A 22,822-nucleotide genomic window follows, 5' to 3' on the forward strand; every position below is an offset into this window, starting at 1 on the left:
TACGAAATACGAAGTACGAAATACCGACTCAGCGGCTGGAAGCTGGACTCAGCCTTCCGAGCCTGCCAGTTCCACGGGCGGCTGGTCGGGCGCTTCAATCACCTCGAAATCGAGGACATCCGAACCTTCGTCACGGTCGACCACGATCGTGCCGCCTGCCTTGAAGTTGCCTTTCAGGACACGCTCGGAGAGCGGATCCTCCAGCAGCCGTTGAATAGCCCGGCGCAACGGCCTGGCTCCGAGTTCGGGATCGTAACCCTGCGTTGCCAGGTGCTCCTTGGCGGCATCACTCAAGACGAGCTCGAGGCTCCGCGATTTGAGCTGCTCCCGTACCCTCATGAGCATAAGGTCGATGATCTCCTTGACCTCGTCGACAGAGAGCTCGTGGAACACGATCACCTCGTCGATACGGTTGAGGAACTCGGGCCGGAAATGCTTCTTGAGCTGGTCGAGGATCTTGTCCCGCATCATCTCGTAGTTGAGCTCATCCGAACCGGCCACAAACCCGACCGCCTTCTTGTGGAGTTCCGAGCTTCCGAGGTTGGACGTCATGATGATGACGGTGTTCTTGAAGTCCACCTGGCGGCCCTGCGCGTCGGTGAGGCGCCCGTCTTCGAGAATCTGCAACAGCGTGTTGAACACATCCGCGTGGGCCTTCTCGATCTCGTCGAACAGGACCACGGAGAAAGGCTTGCGCCGTACCGCCTCGGTGAGCTGGCCGCCCTCGTCGTAGCCGACGTATCCGGGTGGCGAGCCGACGAGACGGCTGACCGTGTGCTTCTCCATGTACTCGGACATGTCGAGTTGGATAAGTGCGTCTTCGTCCCCGAACAGGAACTCTGCAAGAGCCTTCGCCGTCTCTGTCTTCCCCACCCCGGAAGGTCCGAGGAAGATGAAGGAACCGGTAGGACGCTTGGGGTCCTTCAACCCGGCACGGGTACGGCGGATCGCCTTCGAGACCGCAACGATGGCATCGTGCTGTCCGATGATCCGTTCGTGCAGTTTCTCTTCCATCTGGAGAAGCCGCTCGGTCTCCTCTTCGGTCAACCGGTGAACCGGGATCCCGGTCCACTGTGCGAGGACCTCTGCGATCTCCTCTTCATCGATCACCCAGGCTGCCGGCGCGCCGCTCTCTTTGAGCGCCTGTTCACGCTCGGCTCGCTCTGCGATGAGTTGCCGCTCCTGATCCCGAAGCTGTGCGGCACGTTCGAACTGCTGTGCCTGGACGGCTTCCGCCTTCTGGCCGCGAACATCCTTGATCCGAACGTCGACGTCTTTGAGATCGGGCGACGACCCGGTCCGCGTGATCCGCATCCGGCTGCCGGCCTCGTCGATCAGGTCGATCGCCTTGTCCGGAAGGTGCCGGTCGGAGATGTACCGGTCGGCGAGATTTGCTGCGCTCACCAGGGCATCGTCCGTGTAGCGGACACTGTGGTGTTCCTCGTACCGGTCCTTGAGACCTTCCAGAATCTGAATCGTCTCGGCGACATCGGGCTCATCCACCTGCACCGGCTGGAAGCGCCGCTCGAGGGCAGCATCCTTCTCCAGGTACTTTCGGTACTCTTCCAGCGTCGTTGCGCCGATGGTCTGCAACTCACCGCGAGCCAGCATCGGCTTGAGGATGCTCGCCGCGTCGATGGCGCCTTCGGCGGCACCTGCACCGACGAGCGTGTGGATCTCATCGATGAACAGCAGGATATCGCCGCGACTCTTGATCTCCTTCAAGACCTTCTTGAGACGTTCTTCGAAGTCGCCTCGATACCGGGATCCCGCCACCAGCGCTCCGAGGTCGAGTGTGTACACCTGCTTGCCGCGCAAGGTCTCAGGGACCTCACCCACGACGATACGCTGTCCGAGACCTTCGACGATGGCGGTCTTGCCGACTCCCGGTTCGCCGATGAGGACGGGATTGTTCTTCGTCCGGCGAGACAGAATCTGCATCACCCGCTCGATCTCGCGTTGACGCCCGATCACAGGGTCGAGTTTGTGCTCGCGAGCCATCTGGGTGAGATTGCGACCGAATTGGTCGAGAATCGTGGAGCCCGAACCGGAACTCTCACGTCCTCCCCCGCCGCCCCCCTGCGCGGAGGAACGTTCTTCACCTTGCACGCCGGAGAGCAGTTGGATGACGGTTTGTCGAACTCGTGGGAGATCGGCGTTCAGGTTCTGAAGCACCTGTGTGGCAACCCCTTCGCCTTCACGGATGAGGCCGAGAAGGATGTGCTCGGTACCGATGTAGTTGTGGCCGAGTTGCAGCGCTTCCCGCAACGACAGCTCGAGAACTTTCTTCGCCCGAGGTGTGAACGGAATGTGTCCGCTCGGAGCCTGCTGGCCCTGACCGATGATCTCCACGACTTGTGTCCGGACACCGTCGAGGTTCACACCGAGCGACTGGAGCGCCTGGGCGGCGATTCCTTCACCCTCGTGAATCAGGCCGAGGAGGATGTGCTCCGTACCGATGTAGTTGTGGTTGAGCAGGCGCGCTTCTTCCTGGGCGAGAACCACGACTCTGCGAGCCCGGTCTGTGAATCGCTCGAACACGGCCTTGTGCCTCCTGTTTCCTAACCCCCAAACAGATGGGGCAGGCGTCTGGGGAGTATAGCGATGGCCCTTACCTACTCAGAGGCAGGGTACCTCGTCACACGCACCTGCACCCACTACAACACTCATCGGCACAATCATCATCCCAACTGAACCCTAATCCCAAACACGACGGTCCGATCGTGCAGGGTGGCGCTCGGCGCCGGCCCCCTTCACCGTGGTCGCTACCATGCTGGTCCAACGACGGAGAGCCCGGGTGGACACACCGAAACTCGAGAACCTGGTCCCGATTCCCGATGTCTGGGATCGCATGCGCCGTGTCGAGACGCGCCTCGCCGAGGTGTCGAAGTCGGACTACGGGTTCCTCACCGACATCGCGCAACACCTCCTGCTCGCCGGCGGGAAACGCTTCCGTCCCCTCCTCGCGCAGATCGCAGGAGAGTTCGGCCGAACAATCGACGATCGCGTCATCGACGCCGGCGTCGCCGTCGAGTTCATCCACGTTGGCAGCCTCTACCACGACGACGTCATCGATGAGGCGGAAACCCGCCGGGGAACCGGCTCCGCGAACACCAACTGGGGAAACACGATCGCAATCCTCGCCGGTGATTTCCTCATGGCCCGCGCGACCGAACTGGCTGCGGACACGCTCGGGCGTGAGGCCGTTCAACTTCTCTCCCGCACGTATGCGGAGCTCGTCGAGGGACAGACGCTGGAACTGCAATTGGACTTCGACGTCGATCATGGACCTGACGAGTACTACCGGGTCGTGGAGATGAAGACGGCATCGCTGATCCGGACATCGGCCCGTGTGGGGGCGATGGCAACCGACGCGACACCCGCCACGGTCGACGCGTTGAGCGCGTGGGCATGGGAGCTGGGCGTCATCTTCCAGATCACCGACGATGCACTCGATCTGGTCGCCACCGATGAGTTCCTCGGAAAACCGGCGGGGTCGGACATCGGTGAAGGCAAGTTCACCCTGCCGCTGCTCTACGCGCTCGAAGGAACCGACGGGCCTCACATCCGAGAACTTCTGGCGGAGCGTCCGTACACGGCCAGAGCGATCGACGAGGTCATCCGCATGGTGCGCGCCGGCGGTTTCGTCGATCAGGTGCTCGACGAGGCCCGCACGAGATCCCTGACCGCAGCCTCGGTCATCGCCGATCTTCCACCCATCCCCTCCAGGAACGTGCTGGCCGGCCTCGGCGACTACCTGCTGGCCCAGGTCGAGTACGCACGTTCGTAGGACCTGGTACCGGCTGGTCGGTGCCGATCCGGACATCTTGCCGTACGCATTCGGTGATTATTCCGTACACTGATCTGCATGGATTTTCCTTTCCTATTCACCATCGCCATCGGCATCGGCATCCTGTCTCTGTTCTCGAACAGTCAGCTCGCCGGAGCGTGGAAAGCGGCAGCTCGCGTGCTTGGCATCGCCTATCGCAAGAAGAACCTCCTGGCCCCTCCAAAGATCGAAGGTTCGGTCGACGGGTTGCACCTCACGATCGAGGTGCGTTCATCCGGCAGATCGAAGGCGACGAGGTATCGCGTTCGGTATCCGTCGCTCAACGTGGGCCTGCAGGTGACCTCCAAAACGGGAATCTCGAGAATCTCCGAGTTCCTGGGAGCCCAGGACGCCGAGACGGGCGACAGTACGTTCGATGAGGAGTTCACGGTCAAGACCACCGACCCGGACCAGCTGGCGACCGTGTTGACCCCGTCGGTGCGCGAGACGGTACGCGAACTCCTGGAGGCGCTGCCGGCAGCGAAGATCACCGACGACCACATCGTGTTCGACCGCAAGGTCGTTGAACGCAAACCGGACAAGATCGTGCAGACGGCACAGCGTCTCCTCACCGCAGGCAAGGTTGTCGCGCAATGCGGGGAGACGCAACAACGGCGCGTCACCTCCCATTTCGCCGTCCCGCCTCTGCTGGCACCGGACCCGTTCCTGCCGCAGCAACTCGAGGAGCTCCTTCCCGAGGAGCCACTGGCCGCAGAGACATCTCCCGAGATGATGCTCGATTCCGAGACGAGTGAGTTCGTGATGGTTTCCCCGATGTCGGAACCGAGCGACATCGTCCCCGAGTCCGCACCCGACACCTCGCAGGCCGGACCCGATCCGCTCGATGTTGCGGAGGTGCTCTTCGGAGGTCACCTTCTCAGTTTTCAGATGACGGCGATATTCGAAGAACGATACGCGGGGCGACAGATCCGGTGGAACGGCACGGTGGCCGAGCGATCGGAATCAGGCGTGACGGTCGACGTCGGATCCATCGACACCGAGTTGTTCGGCCCGCTGACTATCACCGCAGTCGTCGCAGCGTCCGCCGGAAGCGGCTTCCAGCCCGGGGATGCGGTGACCGTCACCGGCACGCTCTCCGGTATCGATGCATTCGGTCGCACACTCACCGTCGACGGCGAGCTGACAGGGACCTGACCCCGTACCCGAACCGTTGTCGGCGACGAATCCTCCCCGCCACGGGAGCCGCCGGCGCGCGAGCTACCCTCCAGGGCGTGAAGTCCTCTCACCGATCCAAGGTCGCTCCGTTCTACGTGATGGAGGTGATGAAAGCCGCCGCAGAACGAGGACGGATAGTGGGTGATGTGCTCCATCTCGAAGTCGGTCAGCCATCGACGCCCGCACCGGCGGGGGTACGCCGAGCGGCCGCAGAGGCGCTACAGACCGATCGGCTTGGCTACACGGAGGCCACCGGCATCCCGGAGCTTCGCGACCGGATCGCAACCCACTACGAGGAGGCGTACGGCGTCGAGGTGCCGGTCGAACGTGTAGCGGTGACGGTCGGAGCATCAGGAGGGTTCGTGCTCGCAACGCTCGCCGCGTTCGACGCCGGCGATCGGGTGGCGATCACCGAACCCGGATATGCGGCGTACCGCAACATCCTCGAAGCGTTGGACATCACGGTCGCGCCGATCCCGGTCGGTCCCGGTACCAGGTTCAATCCGACGCCGAGACTGCTGGACGCCGCAGGACCGCTCGACGGTCTCGTGGTCGCCAGCCCCGCAAACCCGACCGGAACGATTCTCACGACCAGAGAGATGCAGACCCTCGCCTCCTATACACAGGAACGCGGCATCCGCATGCTGTCGGACGAGATCTACCACGGAATCACCTACGGGCCGGTGGCGCCGACGGCTGCGGCATACGCCGAATCGGCTGTCGTCGTGCAGAGCTTCTCCAAGTACTACTCGATGACCGGATGGCGCCTCGGATGGTTGATCCTGCCGGATGACCTCGTCCGTCCCGTGGAACGACTCGCCCAGAACCTGTTCATCTCTGCGCCGGCACTTTCGCAGGTCGCCGCGATCGCCGCGTTCGACTCCACGGCCGAGCTCGACGCCAACGTCGATCGCTACGCGGCCAACCGCCGGATCCTCATCGAAGGCCTCGCCGCTGCCGGAATCACGAAGCTCGCTCCCGCCGATGGCGCCTTCTACGTCTACGCCGACGTCTCACACCTCACCGACGACAGCCAGGAGCTCTGCCGCACATGGCTGGAGAAGACCGGCGTGGCGGTCACGCCGGGAATCGACTTCGACCCGGCCAAAGGAAATCGGTACGTGCGGTTCTCCTACGCCGAGTCGACCGGAGACATCACCGAAGCCGTGCGGCGCCTCACCACCCTGCTCTCGTGACGGTCGACGGGAACCGACCCGTCGAAGTGTGACGAGAACGGCTATTCGGGGCGCATCGTCGGAAACAGAACCACTTCACGAATCGTCGGTTCGTCGGCGAGCAGCATCACGAGCCGATCCACACCGATCCCGAGACCGCCGGTGGGTGGCATCCCGTATTCGAGTGCCCGGAGGAAGTCCTCGTCCACCGGGTGGGTCTCCTCCTCGCCTTCGGCCTTGGCCCGGGCCTGAGCCTCGAACCGCGCCCGCTGGTCGACAGGGTCGATCAGCTCGCTGAACGCGTTGCACAACTCCATCCCCCCGGCGAACAGCTCGAACCGTTCTGTCAGGTTCGGATCATCACGATGCTCCCTGGCGAGCGGGGAGGTCTCTTTCGGATGGTCGATCACGAACGTCGGCTCCCACAAGTTGGGCTCCACCAGCCGCTCGTACAGCTCGACGATCAGCTTGCCCTTGCCCCAGACGGGATGCACCGAGATGCCATGCCGGCGGCACACGTCGGCCAACTCCTCGCGCGTGCGGTCGAAGGAGATCTCCACGCCGGTCGCGTCGGCGACCAGATCGAGAAGCCGGACGCGCCGATAGGGCGGTGTGAAATCCAACGTCCTGCCCTGGTACTCGATGACCACTCCGCCCGAGGCGGCCTCGGCAACCGAACCGATGACGCCTTCCATCAGGTCCATCACGTCGTGATAGTCGGCGAACGCCTGGTACGCCTCCAGCGTCGTAAATTCGGGGTTGTGTGTGGCGTCGATTCCCTCGTTGCGGAAGACTCTGCCCAGTTCGAAGACTCTCTCCATCCCTCCGATGACCAGCCGCTTGAGGTGCAGCTCGGTGGCGATGCGAAGGTACATGTCGATATCGAGCGCGTTGTGGTGGGTTACGAACGGCCGAGCGAGCGCGCCGCCGGCCTCGGATTGCAGCATCGGAGTCTCCACCTCGACGAACCCCTGGTCGACGAAGGCGCTGCGGAGCGCGGCGACCGTGTCGATCCGCACTTGAGCGACACGCCTGGCCTGCTCGTTGGCGATCAGATCGAGGTACCGCTGGCGGAATCTGCGCTCCTTGTCCTGGAGCCCATGCCATTTCTCCGGCAGCGGCCGAAGCGCCTTGGAGAGCAGACGGATCTCGCTGGTACGCACGCTCAGTTCGCCTCGGCGGGTCGTGATGACCTCGCCGGTCGCTCCGACCCAGTCGCCGGTGTCGATGTCCTCGTCGAACCGCTCGAAACGGTCATCGCCCATGGTGCGCCTGTCGACGAAGAGCTGGATCTGTCCGGTGACGTCCTGCAAGACACAGAAGCTCAGCTTGCCGAGCCGCCGGATGTTGACCACCCGGCCCGCAACCGACACCGTCGTCCCTGTCGACGATCCCGGATCGAGATCCGCGTACTCCCCGGCCAGGTCGGCCGCAGTGACGGTCCTCTCGAAACGCTGCGGATAGGGTTCCTCGCCGAGCGCCCTCAACGCCTCCACCTTGGCAAGACGCCGTGCGGTCAGTGGGTGTGCGACAAGGGGATCCTCGTCAGAAGGCGGAGTCTCGTGTTCATCGGTCATGGCCGCAGCACCTTACCCCGCGTTGCGGTCCCAGAGCAGCCGGAGACCGGACAGCGTCAGGAACTCGTCGATATCGTCGACGGTGTGGCAATGCGGAACGATCACCGATGCAAGCCCTCCCGTGGCAACCGTAGCGGTGTCCGGGCCCAGCTCGTCAACGATTCGAGTCATGATCCCGTCGACCAGGCCCGCATGCCCGTAGAGCAGCCCCGACTGGATCGCCTCGACGGTGCCTTTGCCTGTCGCCGCGCGAGGCGGCTCGAGGGCAACTCGGCGAAGCGCCGCGGTCGCCGACACGAGTGCATCCATGGAGACTTCCAGGCCTGGAGCGATCGCTCCGCCGAGGTACTCGCCTTCCCTGGAAACGACGTCGAAGTTGGTCGAAGTGCCGAAATCCACGACCACGACGGGAGTCCCGTAGGCGTGCCTCGCGGCAACCGCGTTGACGATCCTGTCCGCGCCCACCTCCCTTGGATTGTCGATCAGGATCGGCATGCCGGTCTTGATGCCCGGTTCCACGATGAGGACTTCTGCAGAGTCGAACAAGGCGGCGGCGGTGCGAAGCGCCTCGGTGGCGTGCGGCACCACCGATGAGATGACAACGCCGGTGACCTCCTCGGCGTCGATACCGTCGAGATCGAAGCATCCCTGGAGAAGGAGCCGATACTGGTCGGCGGTGCGGGCACGGTCGGTCGCGAGCCGCCAGTGGTGAGCCGGCTTCGGGCCCTCCATCAGCCCTACGACCGTCTGTGTATTGCCCATGTCGATGGCGAGCAGCATGTCAGTTGCCTCCCAGAATCGTCGCCCGGTCGAGACGTTCGCCGAGTTCGTAGGTGAGCTTGTCTCCATCCAGCCAGAAGTGGACATTGTCGATGAGGCGTGTCTTCCCGACGTGAGCTGCGATGGCCAGGAACGCGTCACGGTCGAGTTCCGGAATCGGTTGCACCGTTTGAGCGTCGACGAGTTGCACGTACTGCACCTCGACTCCGCGAGTCTGCTCGCATTCGGTCCGGACGATCGACTCCAATGCGGCCGCGGACCGCTCCCCGTCGAGTGCGGCCAGGGCGGAGCGTGCAAGGCCACGCGACAACGCCAGCGCGGATCGGCGCTGATCCGCCGACAGGTAGATGTTGCGGCTCGAGAGCGCCAGCCCGTCCTGTTCGCGCACGATGGGCCGGCCGATCACCCGAACGGGAAACGACAGGTCCACGGCGAGTCGACGCAGGACCGCGAGCTGCTGGGCGTCCTTGCGCCCGAACAAGGCGAGGTCCGGCTGAAGGCCGGCGAAGAGCTTGGCGACCACCGTCGCCACACCCTCGAAATGCCCCGGCCGGTAGGCGCCACAGAGGTGGTCTGCGAGCGAACCGACGGTCACGCTCATCGCCGGGCTCACCGGGTACATCGTCTCGGCGGAAGGCGCGAACAGCACGTCGGCGCCCGCATCGTCGGCAAGCGAGGCGTCCCGATCCAGATCGCGGGGATACCGGTCCAGGTCCTCACCTTCGCCGAACTGGAGAGGATTGACGAACAGGCTGACCAGCACCGTGTCGGCGGCAGTGCGTGCGCTGCGGATCAATGACAGGTGCCCCTCGTGGAAGTAACCCATCGTCGGCACGAGGGCGACGACGCCCCGCCTCGCCGCCCGGGCATCCTCGAACGTGGTGACGATGTTCACAGGATCTCCTCGAAGATGCCTCTGGTCCCCGCCAGTTCGGCTACGAACCTGCCGAGCATCCGGAACCGATCGGCCTCCTCCGGTACACGATCGGCGACAGCCTGGAGTTGAGCGACGACCGTCCCCACGTCGCCTCGCTGAATCGGACCGGTCAACGATTCCTTCGGACCGAGCCGGAATGCGTTGGCGACGACGGCCTCAACGAGCGGACGGGCCGCATCGAAAGGAACCCCTGCCGCCGCGAACAACTTGGCTGCAAGTGCCAGCACGGCGACCGTGTCGGTCGCTGCGGTCGCGGCAGCAGCGTGATAGAGGGCCCGATCTTCATCGTCGAGCGTAAAGGGGTGCCCCCCGATCGACCGGGCAAGATTCTCGAGATCCGATTGGAGCCCGGGGTCGTGTGCGGTGACGGCAAACCATGAACCAGGAAGGGCCGCAGCTCCGGCTTCGGGCGTCGGCAGCGTCTGGAGCGGGTGCAGCACTCCGATTGCCGGACCCGCACCGGCCAGCGAGGCGAGCGTCGATGCCGGTTTCAGACCACTGAGGTGGACCGCAGCATCGACGTTGGGCACACGCGGCGCCAATCGCTCGGCGACCTCTTGGATAGCGTCGTCATGTACCGCCACCACGAGCAGGTCCGCAACGGGCAGATCGTCGTCGAGACCGAGGGTGGAAGCGCCGAATCGTGCCGCTGCGTCCTTGACGGCTTCCGGCCGGCGTCCGAGCACGGCGACGACGCGATGCCCTGCCGCCGCTGCAGCCAGACACAGCGCCGTGCCTGCACGCCCTGGTCCGGCAAGGATGATGTTCAAGGGAACCTCCCGGTTCGAGTCCGCGGTACCCGACCGGATAACAGGCTACCCCCCGTTCTCGCGGTCTGCCGCAAGAACGGGTCGCGGGCCGCACGACCACACGCTCAGGACTAGCGTTGAAAACACCATGGGGTAGTTTCCAGTTGTCCGGCCAGAAGTCTCCTGAGTAACGCCGGTGCGTGGATCGGCGACTGTGCATGTCACTCATCTCGTACTCGGTACTTCGTATTTCGTATCGCAACCTCAGGTCGATTCGAGATCGCGGGGCGAGCGCGACGGCTCTGGCGTAACAAAGCGCAGTCGCTGACTGCATCGCAGGGCGCTACACGGTCGTCGAGATACGTGCCTTGCATTGCCCAACAGACTCCCGGGCGACGGGCCCCACCGTCATGCGCACGACCCACCCGACAATCGCACAAGGAAGTGGTCATGTGAAAACAGTGTTCGTAAATCCACAACGATGTATCGGCTGCCGGCAATGTGAGTTCGCCTGCGCGGTCGAGCATTCCAGGAGCAAGGATCCGTACCTCGCAATCTTCGAAAGCCCCCCACCCAAGCCCCGGATCCACGTGGAGCCCGGGCCATGGATGGGTAGCTCGTTCCCTAATCGTTGCCACCACTGTGACCCCGCACCGTGCCGGCAGGTGTGCCCGACCGGAGCCATCATCCATGACGACGAGTTCGGTGTCGTGCTCGTCGACATCGACAAGTGCATCGCCTGTGCGATGTGCGCCATGGTGTGCCCGTTCTCGGCGATCACGTTCCATCTGCAAGCCAACGCGGCGGCGCCTCGTATCGCCTCCACGAAGTGCGACGGATGTTTCGATCGCATCCAGCGTGGCGAGGAACCGGCGTGCGTCGAAGTGTGCAAGGCGGATGCGCTCGTCTACGGAGAACTGAACGACCTCCTGAGAGAGGAACGTATCCAGAAGACAGCGGTCACGATCAACGCCGCCACCGGCGTGGCCTCGGAGGAGCCTGATACGTTGGCCGGCTGGCGAGCCTGGGGCAAGGAAGTCGCACACGTGGCGGGAGGAGTCTGATGACGAGTCGAATTGAGAAACAGAGCATCATGGCAGATGCCCAGGTGATGCTGCGCCGGGCCCATGTCGAAGGTATCGACACCGTGTGGGAACGCCTCGCCGCCCAGCAGCCTCAGTGCGGATACTGTCTGATGGGCGTGAGCTGCCGCAACTGTTCGATGGGTCCGTGTCGCGTCGATCCCTTTGGCGAAGGTCCCCAGAAGGGCGTCTGTGGTGCCGATGCCGACACCATCGTCGCCCGAAACCTGGGCCGATCGATCGCTGCCGGCGCGTCCGCACATTCGGACCACGGCCGTGACATCCTCGAAGTCTTCCTCGAGACCGCCCAAGGAGGTACCAGCGGGTACGAGATCAAGGACGAAACGAAGCTGAAGCATCTGGCCGCGGACTACGGCATCGCCTCCAGCGGACGGCCGGCCGCCGATGTTGCCGTCGAACTGGCCGAGGCCATCTTCGAGGACTACGGAAGCCGTCAGGAGCGCATCGGATTCCTGGACCGCGTTCCCGAGGCGCGCAGGGCCAAGTGGTCAGCACTCGGCATCACCCCTCGCGGCATCGACCGCGAAAACGTCGAGATGCTGCACCGTACCCACATGGGTGTCGACAACGACTACGTCAACATCCTGCTGCACGGCCTGCGCACGAGCCTCGCCGACGGCTGGGGAGGGTCGATGGTCGCCACCGAGCTGTCGGACGTGATGTTCGGCACACCGGAACCGGTCATGTCCCAGGTCAACCTCGCGACGCTCAAAGAGGAGTATGTGAACATCGCGCTGCACGGTCACAACCCGCTGCTGTCCGATGTGATCGTCCAGGCGGCGACGGATCCCGAGCTGGTCGCCAGAGCGAAGGAGCTGGGCGCCGAAGGCATCAACCTCGTCGGGCTGTGCTGCACCGGCAACGAACTCCTGATGCGCAAAGGGGTGCCGATGGCCGGCAACCACCTGATGCAGGAGCTGGTGATCATGACCGGGGCACTCGAGGCGATGGTCGTCGACTACCAGTGCATCATGCCGTCGGTGACCGACGTGGCCAAGTGCTTCCACACGCAGATCATCTCGACGGCCGACAAGGCGAAGTTCCCGGGTGCGACCCACATCTCGTTCGACCCTCACCGGGGTCTCGAGATCGGCAAGCAGATCGTGAGCACGGCGGTCGAAGCATTCGGCAACCGTATCCCGGATCGGATCCTGATCCCCGGGCGACCGGTACCGATGATGGCCGGCTTCTCCGTCGAAGCGATCCTCGGCGCGCTGGGGGGTACCCCCGAACCGCTGGTGGATGCCATCAAGAGTGGACAGATTCGCGGTGCGGTCGGGGTCATCGGATGCAACAACCCGAAGATCCCCCAGGACAAGGGCCATATGACCCTGACGCTGCGGCTCATCGAGAACGACATCCTGGTCGCCGTCACCGGTTGTGCCGCCATTGCCAACGGCAAGGCAGGCCACCTGCTTCCCGAAGCTGCGGTTCTCGCAGGCGCGGGACTCGGGGGCATCGCCAAGGCTCTCGGCATCCCGCCGGTTCTACACATGGGGTCGTGTGTGGACAACAGCCGCATCCTCGTGCTGGCAGCAGCCCTCGCGAACCATCTGGGTGTCGACATCTCGGATCTTCCGATGGCCGGCGCGGCACCTGAATGGTATTCGGAGAAGGCCGTCGCCATCGGTGCGTACGTCGTGGCCAGCGGCATCTACACGGTGCTGGGTGTGCAACCACCGATCTTTGGAAGCAAGAACGTCGTCAACCTCCTGACCGACGGGCTCGAGGGCGTCGTTGGAGCCACGTTCGCAGTCGAACCGGACCCGGAACGAGCAGCAGTGTTGATCCGGCGCCACATAGAAGCCAAGCGAAAGGCTCTCGGCTTGCCGTTCATCGAACCGGACAGCATCGCGATGCCGGAGGAGGTCGGAGCAGGGGTATGAGCGATCACGGCCATGAACATGGGATCCGGCACACCGCCGGCCCCCTCGATGGCTTCCGCGTGGTCGTCACCGGCAAGGGGGGCGTGGGCAAGACCAGTCTCACCGCCCTCCTCGCCGGGCTCCTCGGCCGCCGCGACTATGCCGTCTTGACGGTGGATTCCGACCCACAGATGAACCTTCCGTACGCCCTCGGACTTCCGTTCGACCAGGCTCGGGAAATCGTTCCCCTCAGCCGGAACGCGGACTATGTCGAGGAGAAGACAGGAGCCAGACCCGGAGAAGGGTGGGGGCTGCTGTTCCGGCTGAACCCCGACGTGCGCGACGTGGTCGATCGATTCGCCGTACCGGCGAACGACCGCATTCGCGTGCTCGCCATGGGGACCGTGACCGTGCCGGCAGCAGGCTGCCTGTGCCCGGAGAACGCGCTGCTCGACGCCATCGTCGGGGATCTCTCCCTTCGCGACGATGAAGTGATCCTGATGGATACGCAAGCCGGAGTCGAGCACTTCGGTCGGGCGATCGCCAAGGGGTTCCACCAGGCCGTGGTGTTGTCGGATCCGACGTTCAACGGCATCCAGGTGGCGGTCAACACCGCACGGCTGGCGCGAGGACTTGACATTCCCGCCGTGCATCTCGTGATCAACCGGGTTCGAAAGGCAGAAGACGTCGAACGTACCCTCGGTCGTATCGAGGCCGAAGGCGGATTCTCGTTCACCTCGCTGCATGCGCTCCCATTCGACGAGCGCGTGCTCGAAACGGAGCCGGACTTGAGCTCCCTGTTCGACGGCTCCCATACGCCATTCACCGACGGCGTCACCCAACTGTGTGACATCCTCATCAAGACCGAGCAGGAGCTGAGCTGATGAAAGTCGTGATCATTGGGGCCGGTCCCGCCGGCGTTACCGTGGCAGAGACGCTCCGAGGACACGGCGTCGATACGGACATCGTGATGATCTCTGCGGAACCGTACCCGCCGTACGCACCTCCGGCGATGGCGGACTTCTTCGTGACCGGAAGGGAGCAGTCGTTCTACTGGAAAGGTCGTGACGTCTGCGACCGTCTCGGCATCGTCTACCGATCCGGCACCCAGGTCCTGGAGATCGACCCGTCCTCCAAGCAGGTAACACTCGATGGGGCCGGTCACGTTTCGTATGACCATCTGGTCATCGCCTCCGGGAGCAGTTTGTACGTGCCAATCGACGGACGGGATCTCTCGGGCATCTTCAACTTCAAATCGTTGACTGCAGCATCCAAACTCGTCGACGAGGTCCGCCAAGGCCGTGTGGAACAGGCTCTCGTCGTCGGTGCCGGCTTCATCGGCGTGGAGGTCGCCCTCCTGCTGACCGAACTCGGTGTGCACGTCACCATGGTCGAAATGATGGATCGACTGATGCCAAGGATGCTCGACCCGGAGACCGCATCAATCGTGCTGGCCGAACTGCAACGTCGGGGAATCGTCGTTCGCCTGGAAGCCAAGGCCTCCGGCTTCGAAGGCACCACGAGCGTGAAGAACCTCGTGCTCGAGTCCACTGAGCCGCTGACGGCCGACGCCTACGTCGCCGCCACCGGCGCAAAGCCGAACGTCGACTACCTCGCCGGTTCAGGCCTCGATGTCGGCTGGGGTATACGCGTCGACGATCACCTTCGAACCAACATCCCCGATATCAGCGCAGTCGGTGATGTCGCCGAGACGTTCGATCGCTTCACCGACGAACGATATGTTCATGCCATCTTCCCGAACGCGGTCGCTCAGGCGAGAGCGGTAGCCGACCGTCTCGCCGGCTACGCCGGCGCCTATGCGGGCTCCGAGAGGATGAACAGCCTGAAACATCTCGGCGTGCCGGTGATAGCGGTCGGTACGAGTAGCGGGTCTGAGGAGTTGCGATGGCGCATGGGTGACCAGATGCGCAAGGTGTTTCTGGAGGACGGTCGTATCGTCGGCTTCCAACTCGCCGGTGCCACGGGAGGCGCCGGGGTGCTGCGGTCCCTCATGCTGAAGCAGACGGATGTCACGCCGCTCCGGGATCGGCTCGTCGCTCCAGATTTCGGTGTCTCCGACGTCGCGTTCCCGGCGCTCTCCGTGCTCGTCTGACCTGATACGCGCTACCGGATACCTGATACCGGGTATTTCGACAAGCGCTACTTCCGGGAGCGCTTCACAGCCCTGGCGAGTGCCACCCGGGTACGCGGGTCGGAGAGGCTGAGCGCCATCACCGTCCATCCCACTCCAACGGCAGCACCGGCGAGCACGTCCGACGGGTACTCGAGGAGCAGCACCAGGCGAGAGAAGCCCACGACGGCTGCGATCAGCGTCGCGGCGCCGAAGCGGAACGTGGTGGTGCGCCACCCCTCCGGCCGCCACGGCCAGGCGAGGATCGCGAGGAGCGTGACGAGTGCGGCGATGTACTCGGACGGGAACCCGTAGTCCCCACGTGAGCCCAGCGCGGTGAGCGATGGTGCAGACCGGTCGACCGCGAGTTGTGTCACCTCGACGATCAGCCACTGCCCGGCGACGGCCACGAGAACCCCGATCGCGCGGGCCGCGTGGCGTCGCCACATCATGATCGCGGCGACACCGGCGCCGACCGCCATCGTGGCCCACTGGGGAATGGTCGTGCTGAGCCACCGTGCCGCCTGCACGACGGCCGGTATCTGGTGAGTAGCCACGTACTCGAGTGCCCGTTTGTCGAAAAAGAAGAACTCCTCCTGCCCGAGCAGGTCCTGGAGAAGCCCACCGAACAGCCACAGGCCACCGACGATCACCACCGCGACCGGCCACAGATACAAGAGAGGAACCATCCGTCTCGAGGGGCCCTCCAACCGTTCCACGAGGACTCGAACACCACGCGTCCGCAATAACGGGTCGAGCCATCCCAGCACCTTCTCACGATGCCCCGCAACCCAACGGCTCGCCCACACGATGACACCGAGCACGACAAGTGCACCCGCGAGCATCAAGCCGCCACGTAGCAGCCAGTGTTCCACCTTCTGCCAGTTGTCGCCGGCGAGATACCCCATGAGCGTGAGGGCGCTCCCCCAGAGCACGCCGCCGATCACGTTGCCGACGACGAATCGCCCGTATGGCATCTTCGCCATGCCGGCAGCGAACGGGACGACTGCGCGCAGGAACGATGTGAACCGTGCGACGACCAGCGCCGACCAGCCCCGTCGGGCCAGACTTTCCTCGGCTGCGTCGAGCCGCCCGGAGAACCTGGCGAGGCGTGGCCTGCGAAGTAACGCCGGTCCAAAGTGGCCGCCCATCCAGAACCCGATCGAGTCACCGATCACCGCACCGAGGACTGCCGCTCCCAGCATCGCCCACAAGGGCACGACCCCGGCTCCGGCGAGCACCCCACCGAGAATCACCGTCACTTCTCCGGGCAGGAACAGTCCGAGAAACGCGGCGCTCTCCCCTGCGGCGAGAGCGAAGACGAGCAGCGGGGACCACACCCCAAACGTGGTGAGCAATCGATCGATCATCTTCCTCCGCCGGTCATAGCGGCGCAGCGTAGCGGCCGGTCTGCAACCTAACATCCACACGGCGAGTCTCATCCTGAGATCGGCCGCACACACGCCCGGAAACCGAATAGGGTGAGTTCACCGTACGAGGGAAGCGCCATGGACAACAGAATCGTCGATTGGAAGGGCCGACTGGGGCCCATACGTCTACGAATCTCCGACACCACGTTCCAGCCGTCCACGATCTCCAGGCTCCTCGCCGAGGCGTTGCACATCGAGCCTGGCGACATCGTCATCGACATCGGTTGCGGTTCGGGAATCCTTGCGATCATCGCCGCGAAGCTCGGAGCATCCAGGGTGTACGCGGTCGACAAGAGCCCCGACGTCGTGGAGGTCGGCTCGGCGAACGCCGTCGAGCAAGGTGTCGCCGACAGGATCACCTTCTACCAGGGTGACCTGTTCGCACCGATTCCCGACCACGTAGAAGCCGACGTGATCATCGGCGACGTCTCGGGCATCCCGGACCAGCTCGCCGACGACAGCGGTTGGTTCCCGACCAAGGGCGGCGGTGGTCCACGTGGCAGCGAGCTGCCGATCCGCATGCTGGAGGAGGCCAAACGCAGGCTCCGGCCGATGGGAAGGCTCTTCCTGCCAACGGGCACCCTCCAGGACGAAACCGCGATCATCCAGCGGGCTCGCGCCCTCTATGGGAGAGTCAAGGCGCTCACCAACCGGCCGATCCCCCTGCCGAGCCACCTGGCGGCAAGCGCCACCCTCAAAGACCTGATCGACCGCAAGATCGTCACCGTCACCCGGCGAGGCTCCCGTCTGTTGTGGAACGCCCAGGTCTGGGAGCTGTCGCCGGAATCCTGATCGTCACAGGATCCAGGGGATCAGCCGCTTCCTCACTTGCGCCTTGTACGCCGCGTACCCGGCGTAGTGCTCCATGAGACGCTCCTCCTCGAAGCCGGCCTTCATCCAGAAGAACGCGGCGCCGACGAACCCGACGACCAACGCAACAAGACTGAGCCGGAACAGCGCTGCACCGACGAGCATCAACACGATCCCCCCGTAGATCGGATGCCGCGCCCACCGATAGACCCCGCAGGCCACGAGATTCCCCGAGGACAGCGGCTGCGGATACGGCGTCAGATTCGAACCCAGGTACCGCGACCCGAACAGGGATTGGACCAGACCCGTAACGGCCAGGATCGCGCCCAACCAGACGACCCAAGCCGGCCAGGGCAGCGAGCCCGCATCGATGAGTAGTGCCACCGCCGCCGCGACGAGTACCACGCCCTGCATCGTCACCCACCAGCCACCCCGAGACGTGAACGTCTCCGGACGAGTACTCAACCGTTGTTGGATCCGCGACACCTTCTGGTCTTGTACGCCGGTGAGCAGGCCGGCGACCGATCCCCCATCGGGCATCACCGCGTCCGGCCACACCTCCACGAGCGGCTCCAGGACGAACCGGCGTTCCGCGACTCGCGGATGCGGCACCGTCAGACGCTCATCATCGAGCACCCGGTCGCCATACAGGATCAGGTCCAGGTCGAGGGTTCGCGGCCCCCATTGGACCATCCGTTCCCTGCCGGCCCGCTGCTCGATCTGGAGCAGGCCGTCGAGCAACTCGTGGGGTTCCAGGTCCGTCTCGACGACGGCGACGGCGTTCAGATACGGTCCCTGCTCCGGCCCGCCGACCGGCGCGGTCTCATACACCGACGACACGGCCTCAACTTCACCAAGACCGGCGAGGGCGGCGACGGCGGTCTGGAGATAACCGATCCGATCGCCCAGGTTCGAACCGAACGCGACCGCCGCCCGTGTCATCGACTCCGCCGGATCGTCACCGACACATCGTCGAACGGCACCGTGATCGGCGCCTCCGGCTTGTGCACGGTCACTTCGACCACCTCGACCCGCTTGTCCTCCATCACCAGATCGGCCACACGGCCGGCGACACGTTCGATGAGACCCCAGCTCTCGTCGGCGACACGATCATGGATGGCCTGGGCGAGTGCCCCGTAGTCGATCGTCGCCGTCAGATCGTCCGTCGTTACGGCCGGCTCGAGATCCAGGTGCATCGTCACATCGATCACGAACGTCTGGCCGGCCTGTCGTTCTTCGGGGAACACCCCGTGGTGCGCGAAGACCCGGATGCCGTCCAGTTTGATCTGTCCGTTCATCGGGGCCTCAGGCTCCGACGGGAACGAGCGCGCGGCCCTCCGGACCGAGCGGCCGACCGAGGATCTCCTGGATGACGGCGATGGCGAGGATCGGATCGGTGACCAGCTTCGAGTGGACCAGGTAGCCGGCGAGCAGGCCGGCGATCGTGTCATCGACCAGGTCCCTGTGCACGAGAACGACGTTGTCCGGATCCGACAGCGCGAGATCGAGAGCACTGAACACTCGATCGACATCTCCCTGTTCATACTCCCCGACGAGCGGTTCGTGGAACACGGCGAAGCCGGCATCCTGATAGTTCGCCACGTTCTGTCCCCCGGCGAGCAGGCTCACGACCGTATTGATGCCCGCCCCGCTGCGCAGCCAGACGATCTCCTCTTCACGGCGTACCCGGCGATGCTGAATGCCGTAGCCGCCGACTCGTTCACACACTGCCAGGCGTCCCTTGATCACCCACGTAAACGCTCTTGGTTCCAGTCCCGTCATGACAGTCCGCCTCCATATCGAACCATAGCGTCGGCAACCTGCACGGCAGGTCGAGAAATGGCAACATTGTGTACCCGAACGACCGAAGCTCCCGCGGCCACCGCCATCGCCGAAGTCGCCGCCGTGGCCACGTCGCGACGTTCCGGTCGCTTTTCTCCCGTCAGCGCCCCGAGAAACGACTTGCGAGACGTTCCGATCACGACCGGGTAGCCCGTCTTCACGAGGACCCCGACGTCTGCCAGCAACGCCAGGTTGTGAGCGATCGTCTTACCGAATCCGATGCCCGGGTCGATCGCGATGCAGTCCGACGAGATGCCGTGACCCTGCGCGAACGATGCCCGATCGACGAGAAAGTCCCTGACCTCCGCGACGACGTCGCCGTAGGTCGGATTGGTCTGCATCGTGCGAGGGGTTCCCTGCATGTGCATGAGTACGAGCCCGGCCCCGCATCCGGCGACGACCTCGGCCATGCCGGCCGTGCCGAGCGCAGACACGTCGTTGACGATCGATGCTCCCGCCTCCAGTGCAGCGTGGGCAACCTCGGGCTTGGTGGTGTCGATGGAGACGACGATGCCTTCGCCTGCGAGCGCTGCAACGACCGGCGTGACCCGCCTGATCTCTTCGGTGGCCGGCACCGGCTCCGCCCCTGGCCTGGTCGACTCCCCCCCGACGTCGATGATGTCGGCACCATCCGCGACGAGGCGAACACTCAGCGCAATGGCCTCGTCCGGATCGAAGAATCGGCCGCCGTCGGAGAACGAGTCGGGGGTGACATTGACGATGCCCATGATCAGTGCCCTGCCGGGAAGGGCCACGCCGCGCGCCTGCCAGGTCATCGGTTCCCGAACAGCAGTGCGAACGCTTCGGAGCGGGTCGCCGCGCTCTTGGCGAAGGCGCCCCGAACAGCGGATGTCGTCGTGATCGCGCCGGGTTTCTTCACCCCGCGCATGCTCATGCACAGATGCTCGGCCTCGATGACCACCAGTACGCCGTACGGGTCGACGGTATCCATCAACGTGTCGGCGATCTGTGTCGTGAGCCGTTCCTGGAGCTGCGGCCGGCGGGCGAACACCTCAACGAGGCGGGCGAGCTTCGAGAGTCCCGTGAGCGTCCCCTTGGGGAGGTAGGCGACATGCGCTCTCCCGTGGAACGGGATGAGGTGGTGCTCGCACATCGAGTAGAACGGAATGTCCTTGACCATGACGATCTCGCGGTGCTCCTCCTGGACGAATACCGTCTCGAGGATCTCTTTGGGGTCCTGACGAAGCCCGTCAAACACTTCCGCGTACATGCGGGCCACGCGTTCGGGCGTGCCCGCGAGGCCTTCACGTTCGGGGTCTTCACCGATCGCTACGAGGATCATACGGACCGCGCCGGCGATCGCTTCGAAGTCCGGGGCCGGTGCCATCAGACGGTTTCTGTGTGTTCCGCTTGATCGACGGCGACTCCCCCGGCAGGCGGGGTGCTGCCGGGAACCCGGATGCGGATGCCGTCACTGTTCACGGGCTGCCACTTCGGCACGTCTTTGAAGATCTCGGCGACTTCGGCGGCATCGATCGTTTCCTTCTCGATGAGCACGGCCGCCATCCGGTCGAGGGCGGCTCGATGGGTCTCGAGAATCTGGCGGGCTTCCCGGTGTGCCTGGGAAATCAGCTTGCGCACCTCGGCGTCGATGAACGCTGCCACCTCGTCCGAGTAGTCCTGCTGGCGGCCGTAGTCTCGACCAAGGAAGACCTCACCGTCGGCGTGCCCGTACTTCATCGGCCCGAGCCGGTCACTCATCCCGTACTCCATCACCATCTGGCGCGCGATCTCGGTTGCCTTCTCGATGTCGTTGCCGGCGCCGGTGCTCGGATCGTCGAAGACCAGCTCTTCCGCCGTCCGGCCACCCAGGAACATCGCTAGTTGATCGACGAGCTCGGAACGCCGCATGATGTACTTGTCTTCCGTCGGCAGAGACTGCGTGTGGCCGAGGGAACGACCACGGGGGATGATCGTGACCTTGTGGATCGGGTCGGCCATCGGGAGCGCCCACCCGACCAGCGCGTGCCCGGTTTCGTGATATGCGATGATCTTCTTCTCCCCCTCGGAGATCAGCCTACTCTTGCGCTCGGGGCCGGCGATGACCCGTTCGATGGATTCCTCGAGCTCCTCCATCCCGATCATGTCCTTGCCGCGGCGTGCCGCCAGCAACGCTCCTTCGTTCAGCAGGTTGGCCAGGTCCGCCCCGGTGAAACCGGGCGTCTGACGGGCCAACACCTCGAGATCGATGTCGTCGGCAAGCGGCTTTCCGCGTGCGTGTACCGCGAGCACCGCTGCACGACCCGGCAGGTCGGGGCGGTCGACGACGATCTGACGGTCGAATCGTCCCGGACGCAGCAGTGCAGGGTCGAGGATGTCCGGCCGGTTGGTCCCTGCGATCACGATCACGCCGGCGTTGACATCGAATCCGTCGAGCTCCACCAGCAACTGGTTGAGTGTCTGCTCTCGTTCGTCATGTCCGCCGCCGAGGCCCGCACCACGATGCCTGCCGACAGCGTCGATCTCGTCGATGAACACGATCGCCGGCGCCTGTGCCTTGGCCTGTTCGAACAGGTCACGAACCCGTGATGCCCCGACACCGACGAACATCTCGACAAAGTCGGAACCGGCAATCGTGAAGAACGGTACGCCTGCCTCACCGGCGACGGCACGAGCGAGCAACGTCTTGCCGGTGCCGGGGGGGCCGAACAGCAGCACGCCTTTGGGGATCTTGGCGCCCATCGCCCTGAACTTGTCCGGCGATTGGAGAAACTCTTTGAGCTCGGTCAGCTCCTCGACGGCCTCGTCGACTCCGGCAACGTCGGCAAAGGTGATCTTCGGCATGTCGCGCGACACCTGTTTCGCCCGGGACTTGCCGAACTGCATCACCCGGTTCCCCGATCCCTGCATCTGCATGAAGATGAACACCATGAAGCCGATGAGGAACAGCCAGGGCAGGAACGTGATGAGGATCTCCCAGAACCCGGCCGGCTCCGGGTCGACCTTCACGTCGACACCGGCGTTCCTGAGCGCCGCGGACAACTCGTTCTCGTCCTCCTGCAGATAGTCGACTTTGTAGTCCGGTGTGCCGTCGACCGAACCGACGAACTCGCCGGTCACCACGTTGGATTTCTGCATCACGGTCGCCGTTGCGACCTTGCCCGCAGCGATGTCGTTCCAGAACTCGCTGTACGAGACCTGATCCGGCTCTGCCGTCGTGCCGACATACTGCTGGAGGAGGACCAGCAGGATCATGGCCATCATCCCGTAGACCAGGATCGAACGAATGGTGCGGTTCACAAGCCTCCTCAGGCCCCTTCGCGGGACGGTTTCACGCCTCTCGACGCACGATTGGGTCTCTCATAGTATCGCCGTTGACCGGCTACAAAGTTAGGGATCTGTCGAGTCTTCCATGAAGGGACGACCGCCTGCACGCGCCGGCCGCCGGCAGGAGCCG

The 22,822-nt window shown here is 64.3% G+C and carries 20 protein-coding genes; 8 read left to right on the forward strand and 12 right to left on the reverse strand.

Annotated elements, in window-relative coordinates; all coding sequences use genetic code 11:
* Positions 1–48: 48 nt before the first annotated feature.
* Positions 49–2,541, reverse strand: a complete 2,493-nt coding sequence (locus GWP04_05270) for an AAA domain-containing protein (protein NIA24961.1) — start codon at positions 2,539–2,541, stop codon at positions 49–51.
* Positions 2,542–2,797: 256 nt separating this feature from the next.
* Here GWP04_05270 and GWP04_05275 point away from each other — a divergent pair, with 256 nt between their 5' ends.
* The 3 genes from GWP04_05275 to GWP04_05285 all read left to right on the forward strand — a co-directional run bounded on the left by GWP04_05275 (position 2,798) and on the right by GWP04_05285 (position 6,201).
* On the forward strand, positions 2,798–3,790 hold the full coding sequence (locus GWP04_05275) for a polyprenyl synthetase family protein (GenBank protein ID NIA24962.1): 993 nt from the start codon (positions 2,798–2,800) through the stop codon (positions 3,788–3,790).
* Positions 3,791–3,868: 78 nt separating this feature from the next.
* Entirely contained in the window at positions 3,869–4,984 is a 1,116-nt protein-coding gene (locus tag GWP04_05280) for a hypothetical protein (protein NIA24963.1), read from the forward strand.
* A 119-nt stretch (positions 4,985–5,103) separates the two neighbouring features.
* Entirely contained in the window at positions 5,104–6,201 is a 1,098-nt protein-coding gene (locus GWP04_05285; GenBank protein NIA24964.1) for an aminotransferase class I/II-fold pyridoxal phosphate-dependent enzyme, read from the forward strand.
* Between the two features lie 41 nt (positions 6,202–6,242).
* On the opposite strand, the gene lysS is transcribed toward GWP04_05285, so the two are convergent.
* From lysS to GWP04_05305, 4 genes are read right to left on the reverse strand one after another with little or no spacing between them, the layout of a single operon-like run.
* Positions 6,243–7,757 (reverse strand): lysine--tRNA ligase, encoded by a 1,515-nt coding sequence (gene lysS / locus GWP04_05290; protein ID NIA24965.1) that lies wholly within the window; start codon positions 7,755–7,757, stop codon positions 6,243–6,245.
* A gap of 12 nt (positions 7,758–7,769) precedes the next feature.
* Entirely contained in the window at positions 7,770–8,537 is a 768-nt protein-coding gene (locus GWP04_05295) for a type III pantothenate kinase (GenBank protein NIA24966.1), read from the reverse strand.
* 1 nt (position 8,538) lies between these two features.
* Entirely contained in the window at positions 8,539–9,432 is an 894-nt protein-coding gene (locus GWP04_05300; GenBank protein NIA24967.1) for a pantoate--beta-alanine ligase, read from the reverse strand.
* Positions 9,429–10,244, reverse strand: a complete 816-nt coding sequence (locus GWP04_05305; protein ID NIA24968.1) for a DUF2520 domain-containing protein — start codon at positions 10,242–10,244, stop codon at positions 9,429–9,431. Before GWP04_05305 ends, GWP04_05300 begins: the two co-directional genes overlap by 4 nt.
* A 587-nt stretch (positions 10,245–10,831) precedes the next feature.
* Here GWP04_05305 and GWP04_05310 point away from each other — a divergent pair.
* Genes GWP04_05310 through GWP04_05325 form a run of 4 tightly spaced genes read left to right on the forward strand, consistent with a single transcriptional unit; the run spans position 10,832 to position 15,304 of the window.
* Positions 10,832–11,287, forward strand: coding sequence for a hypothetical protein (locus GWP04_05310; GenBank protein NIA24969.1), 456 nt, complete (start codon positions 10,832–10,834; stop codon positions 11,285–11,287).
* Positions 11,287–13,212, forward strand: a complete 1,926-nt coding sequence (cooS, locus tag GWP04_05315; GenBank protein ID NIA24970.1) for an anaerobic carbon-monoxide dehydrogenase catalytic subunit — start codon at positions 11,287–11,289, stop codon at positions 13,210–13,212. The genes GWP04_05310 and cooS overlap by 1 nt, the downstream gene beginning before the upstream one ends.
* Positions 13,209–14,075 (forward strand): AAA family ATPase, encoded by an 867-nt coding sequence (locus GWP04_05320; protein NIA24971.1) that lies wholly within the window; start codon positions 13,209–13,211, stop codon positions 14,073–14,075. Before cooS ends, GWP04_05320 begins: the two co-directional genes overlap by 4 nt.
* Positions 14,075–15,304, forward strand: coding sequence for an FAD-dependent oxidoreductase (locus tag GWP04_05325; GenBank protein NIA24972.1), 1,230 nt, complete (start codon positions 14,075–14,077; stop codon positions 15,302–15,304). Before GWP04_05320 ends, GWP04_05325 begins: the two co-directional genes overlap by 1 nt.
* Before the next feature lie 47 nt (positions 15,305–15,351).
* Here the strand turns inward: GWP04_05325 and GWP04_05330 are convergent, their stop codons facing one another.
* Entirely contained in the window at positions 15,352–16,692 is a 1,341-nt protein-coding gene (locus GWP04_05330) for a hypothetical protein (GenBank protein ID NIA24973.1), read from the reverse strand.
* Between the two features lie 138 nt (positions 16,693–16,830).
* Between GWP04_05330 and GWP04_05335 the strand changes: the two genes are divergently transcribed.
* A complete protein-coding gene (locus tag GWP04_05335; protein ID NIA24974.1) occupies positions 16,831–17,544 on the forward strand; it encodes a methyltransferase domain-containing protein in 714 nt (237 codons plus the stop codon).
* 3 nt (positions 17,545–17,547) lie between these two features.
* On the opposite strand, the gene folK is transcribed toward GWP04_05335, so the two are convergent.
* Genes folK through hflB form a run of 6 tightly spaced genes read right to left on the reverse strand, consistent with a single transcriptional unit; the run spans position 17,548 to position 22,629 of the window.
* On the reverse strand, positions 17,548–18,504 hold the full coding sequence (gene folK / locus GWP04_05340) for a 2-amino-4-hydroxy-6-hydroxymethyldihydropteridine diphosphokinase (protein ID NIA24975.1): 957 nt from the start codon (positions 18,502–18,504) through the stop codon (positions 17,548–17,550).
* Complete coding sequence (gene folB, locus GWP04_05345) at positions 18,501–18,860, reverse strand: dihydroneopterin aldolase (protein ID NIA24976.1); 360 nt, start codon at positions 18,858–18,860, stop codon at positions 18,501–18,503. Before folB ends, folK begins: the two co-directional genes overlap by 4 nt.
* A 7-nt stretch (positions 18,861–18,867) precedes the next feature.
* On the reverse strand, positions 18,868–19,344 hold the full coding sequence (locus tag GWP04_05350; GenBank protein ID NIA24977.1) for a hypothetical protein: 477 nt from the start codon (positions 19,342–19,344) through the stop codon (positions 18,868–18,870).
* On the reverse strand, positions 19,341–20,132 hold the full coding sequence (folP, locus tag GWP04_05355) for a dihydropteroate synthase (GenBank protein NIA24978.1): 792 nt from the start codon (positions 20,130–20,132) through the stop codon (positions 19,341–19,343). The genes GWP04_05350 and folP overlap by 4 nt, the downstream gene beginning before the upstream one ends.
* A gap of 44 nt (positions 20,133–20,176) precedes the next feature.
* Complete coding sequence (folE, locus tag GWP04_05360; GenBank protein NIA24979.1) at positions 20,177–20,752, reverse strand: GTP cyclohydrolase I FolE; 576 nt, start codon at positions 20,750–20,752, stop codon at positions 20,177–20,179.
* The gene (hflB, locus tag GWP04_05365) at positions 20,752–22,629 is read right to left on the reverse strand and encodes an ATP-dependent zinc metalloprotease FtsH (GenBank protein ID NIA24980.1); all 1,878 of its coding nucleotides are present in this window, start codon (positions 22,627–22,629) and stop codon (positions 20,752–20,754) included. The genes folE and hflB overlap by 1 nt, the downstream gene beginning before the upstream one ends.
* Positions 22,630–22,822 lie beyond the last annotated feature (193 nt).

The sequence above is a fragment of the Gammaproteobacteria bacterium genome, from assembly GCA_011682695.1.
Classification (GTDB): Bacteria; Actinomycetota; Acidimicrobiia; order Spongiisociales; family UBA4744; genus BMS3Bbin01.

Excerpts from the sequence above, each read along its gene's own strand:
- folE (NIA24979.1), bottom strand. The coding sequence starts at position 20,752 with ATGGCACCGGCCCCGGACTTCGAAGCGATCGCCGGCGCGGTCCGTATG.
- hflB (NIA24980.1), bottom strand. The coding sequence starts at position 22,629 with ATGATGGCCATGATCCTGCTGGTCCTCCTCCAGCAGTATGTCGGCACG.
- GWP04_05350 (NIA24977.1), bottom strand. The coding sequence starts at position 19,344 with ATGACGGGACTGGAACCAAGAGCGTTTACGTGGGTGATCAAGGGACGC.
- lysS (NIA24965.1), bottom strand. The coding sequence starts at position 7,757 with ATGACCGATGAACACGAGACTCCGCCTTCTGACGAGGATCCCCTTGTC.
- GWP04_05325 (NIA24972.1), top strand. The coding sequence starts at position 14,075 with ATGAAAGTCGTGATCATTGGGGCCGGTCCCGCCGGCGTTACCGTGGCA.
- GWP04_05285 (NIA24964.1), top strand. The coding sequence starts at position 5,104 with ATGGAGGTGATGAAAGCCGCCGCAGAACGAGGACGGATAGTGGGTGAT.
- GWP04_05310 (NIA24969.1), top strand. The coding sequence starts at position 10,832 with ATGGGTAGCTCGTTCCCTAATCGTTGCCACCACTGTGACCCCGCACCG.
- GWP04_05330 (NIA24973.1), bottom strand. The coding sequence starts at position 16,692 with ATGATCGATCGATTGCTCACCACGTTTGGGGTGTGGTCCCCGCTGCTC.
- cooS (NIA24970.1), top strand. The coding sequence starts at position 11,287 with ATGACGAGTCGAATTGAGAAACAGAGCATCATGGCAGATGCCCAGGTG.
- folK (NIA24975.1), bottom strand. The coding sequence starts at position 18,504 with ATGACACGGGCGGCGGTCGCGTTCGGTTCGAACCTGGGCGATCGGATC.
- GWP04_05335 (NIA24974.1), top strand. The coding sequence starts at position 16,831 with ATGGACAACAGAATCGTCGATTGGAAGGGCCGACTGGGGCCCATACGT.
- GWP04_05295 (NIA24966.1), bottom strand. The coding sequence starts at position 8,537 with ATGCTGCTCGCCATCGACATGGGCAATACACAGACGGTCGTAGGGCTG.
- GWP04_05280 (NIA24963.1), top strand. The coding sequence starts at position 3,869 with ATGGATTTTCCTTTCCTATTCACCATCGCCATCGGCATCGGCATCCTG.
- folB (NIA24976.1), bottom strand. The coding sequence starts at position 18,860 with ATGAACGGACAGATCAAACTGGACGGCATCCGGGTCTTCGCGCACCAC.
- GWP04_05320 (NIA24971.1), top strand. The coding sequence starts at position 13,209 with ATGAGCGATCACGGCCATGAACATGGGATCCGGCACACCGCCGGCCCC.
- folP (NIA24978.1), bottom strand. The coding sequence starts at position 20,132 with ATGGGCATCGTCAATGTCACCCCCGACTCGTTCTCCGACGGCGGCCGA.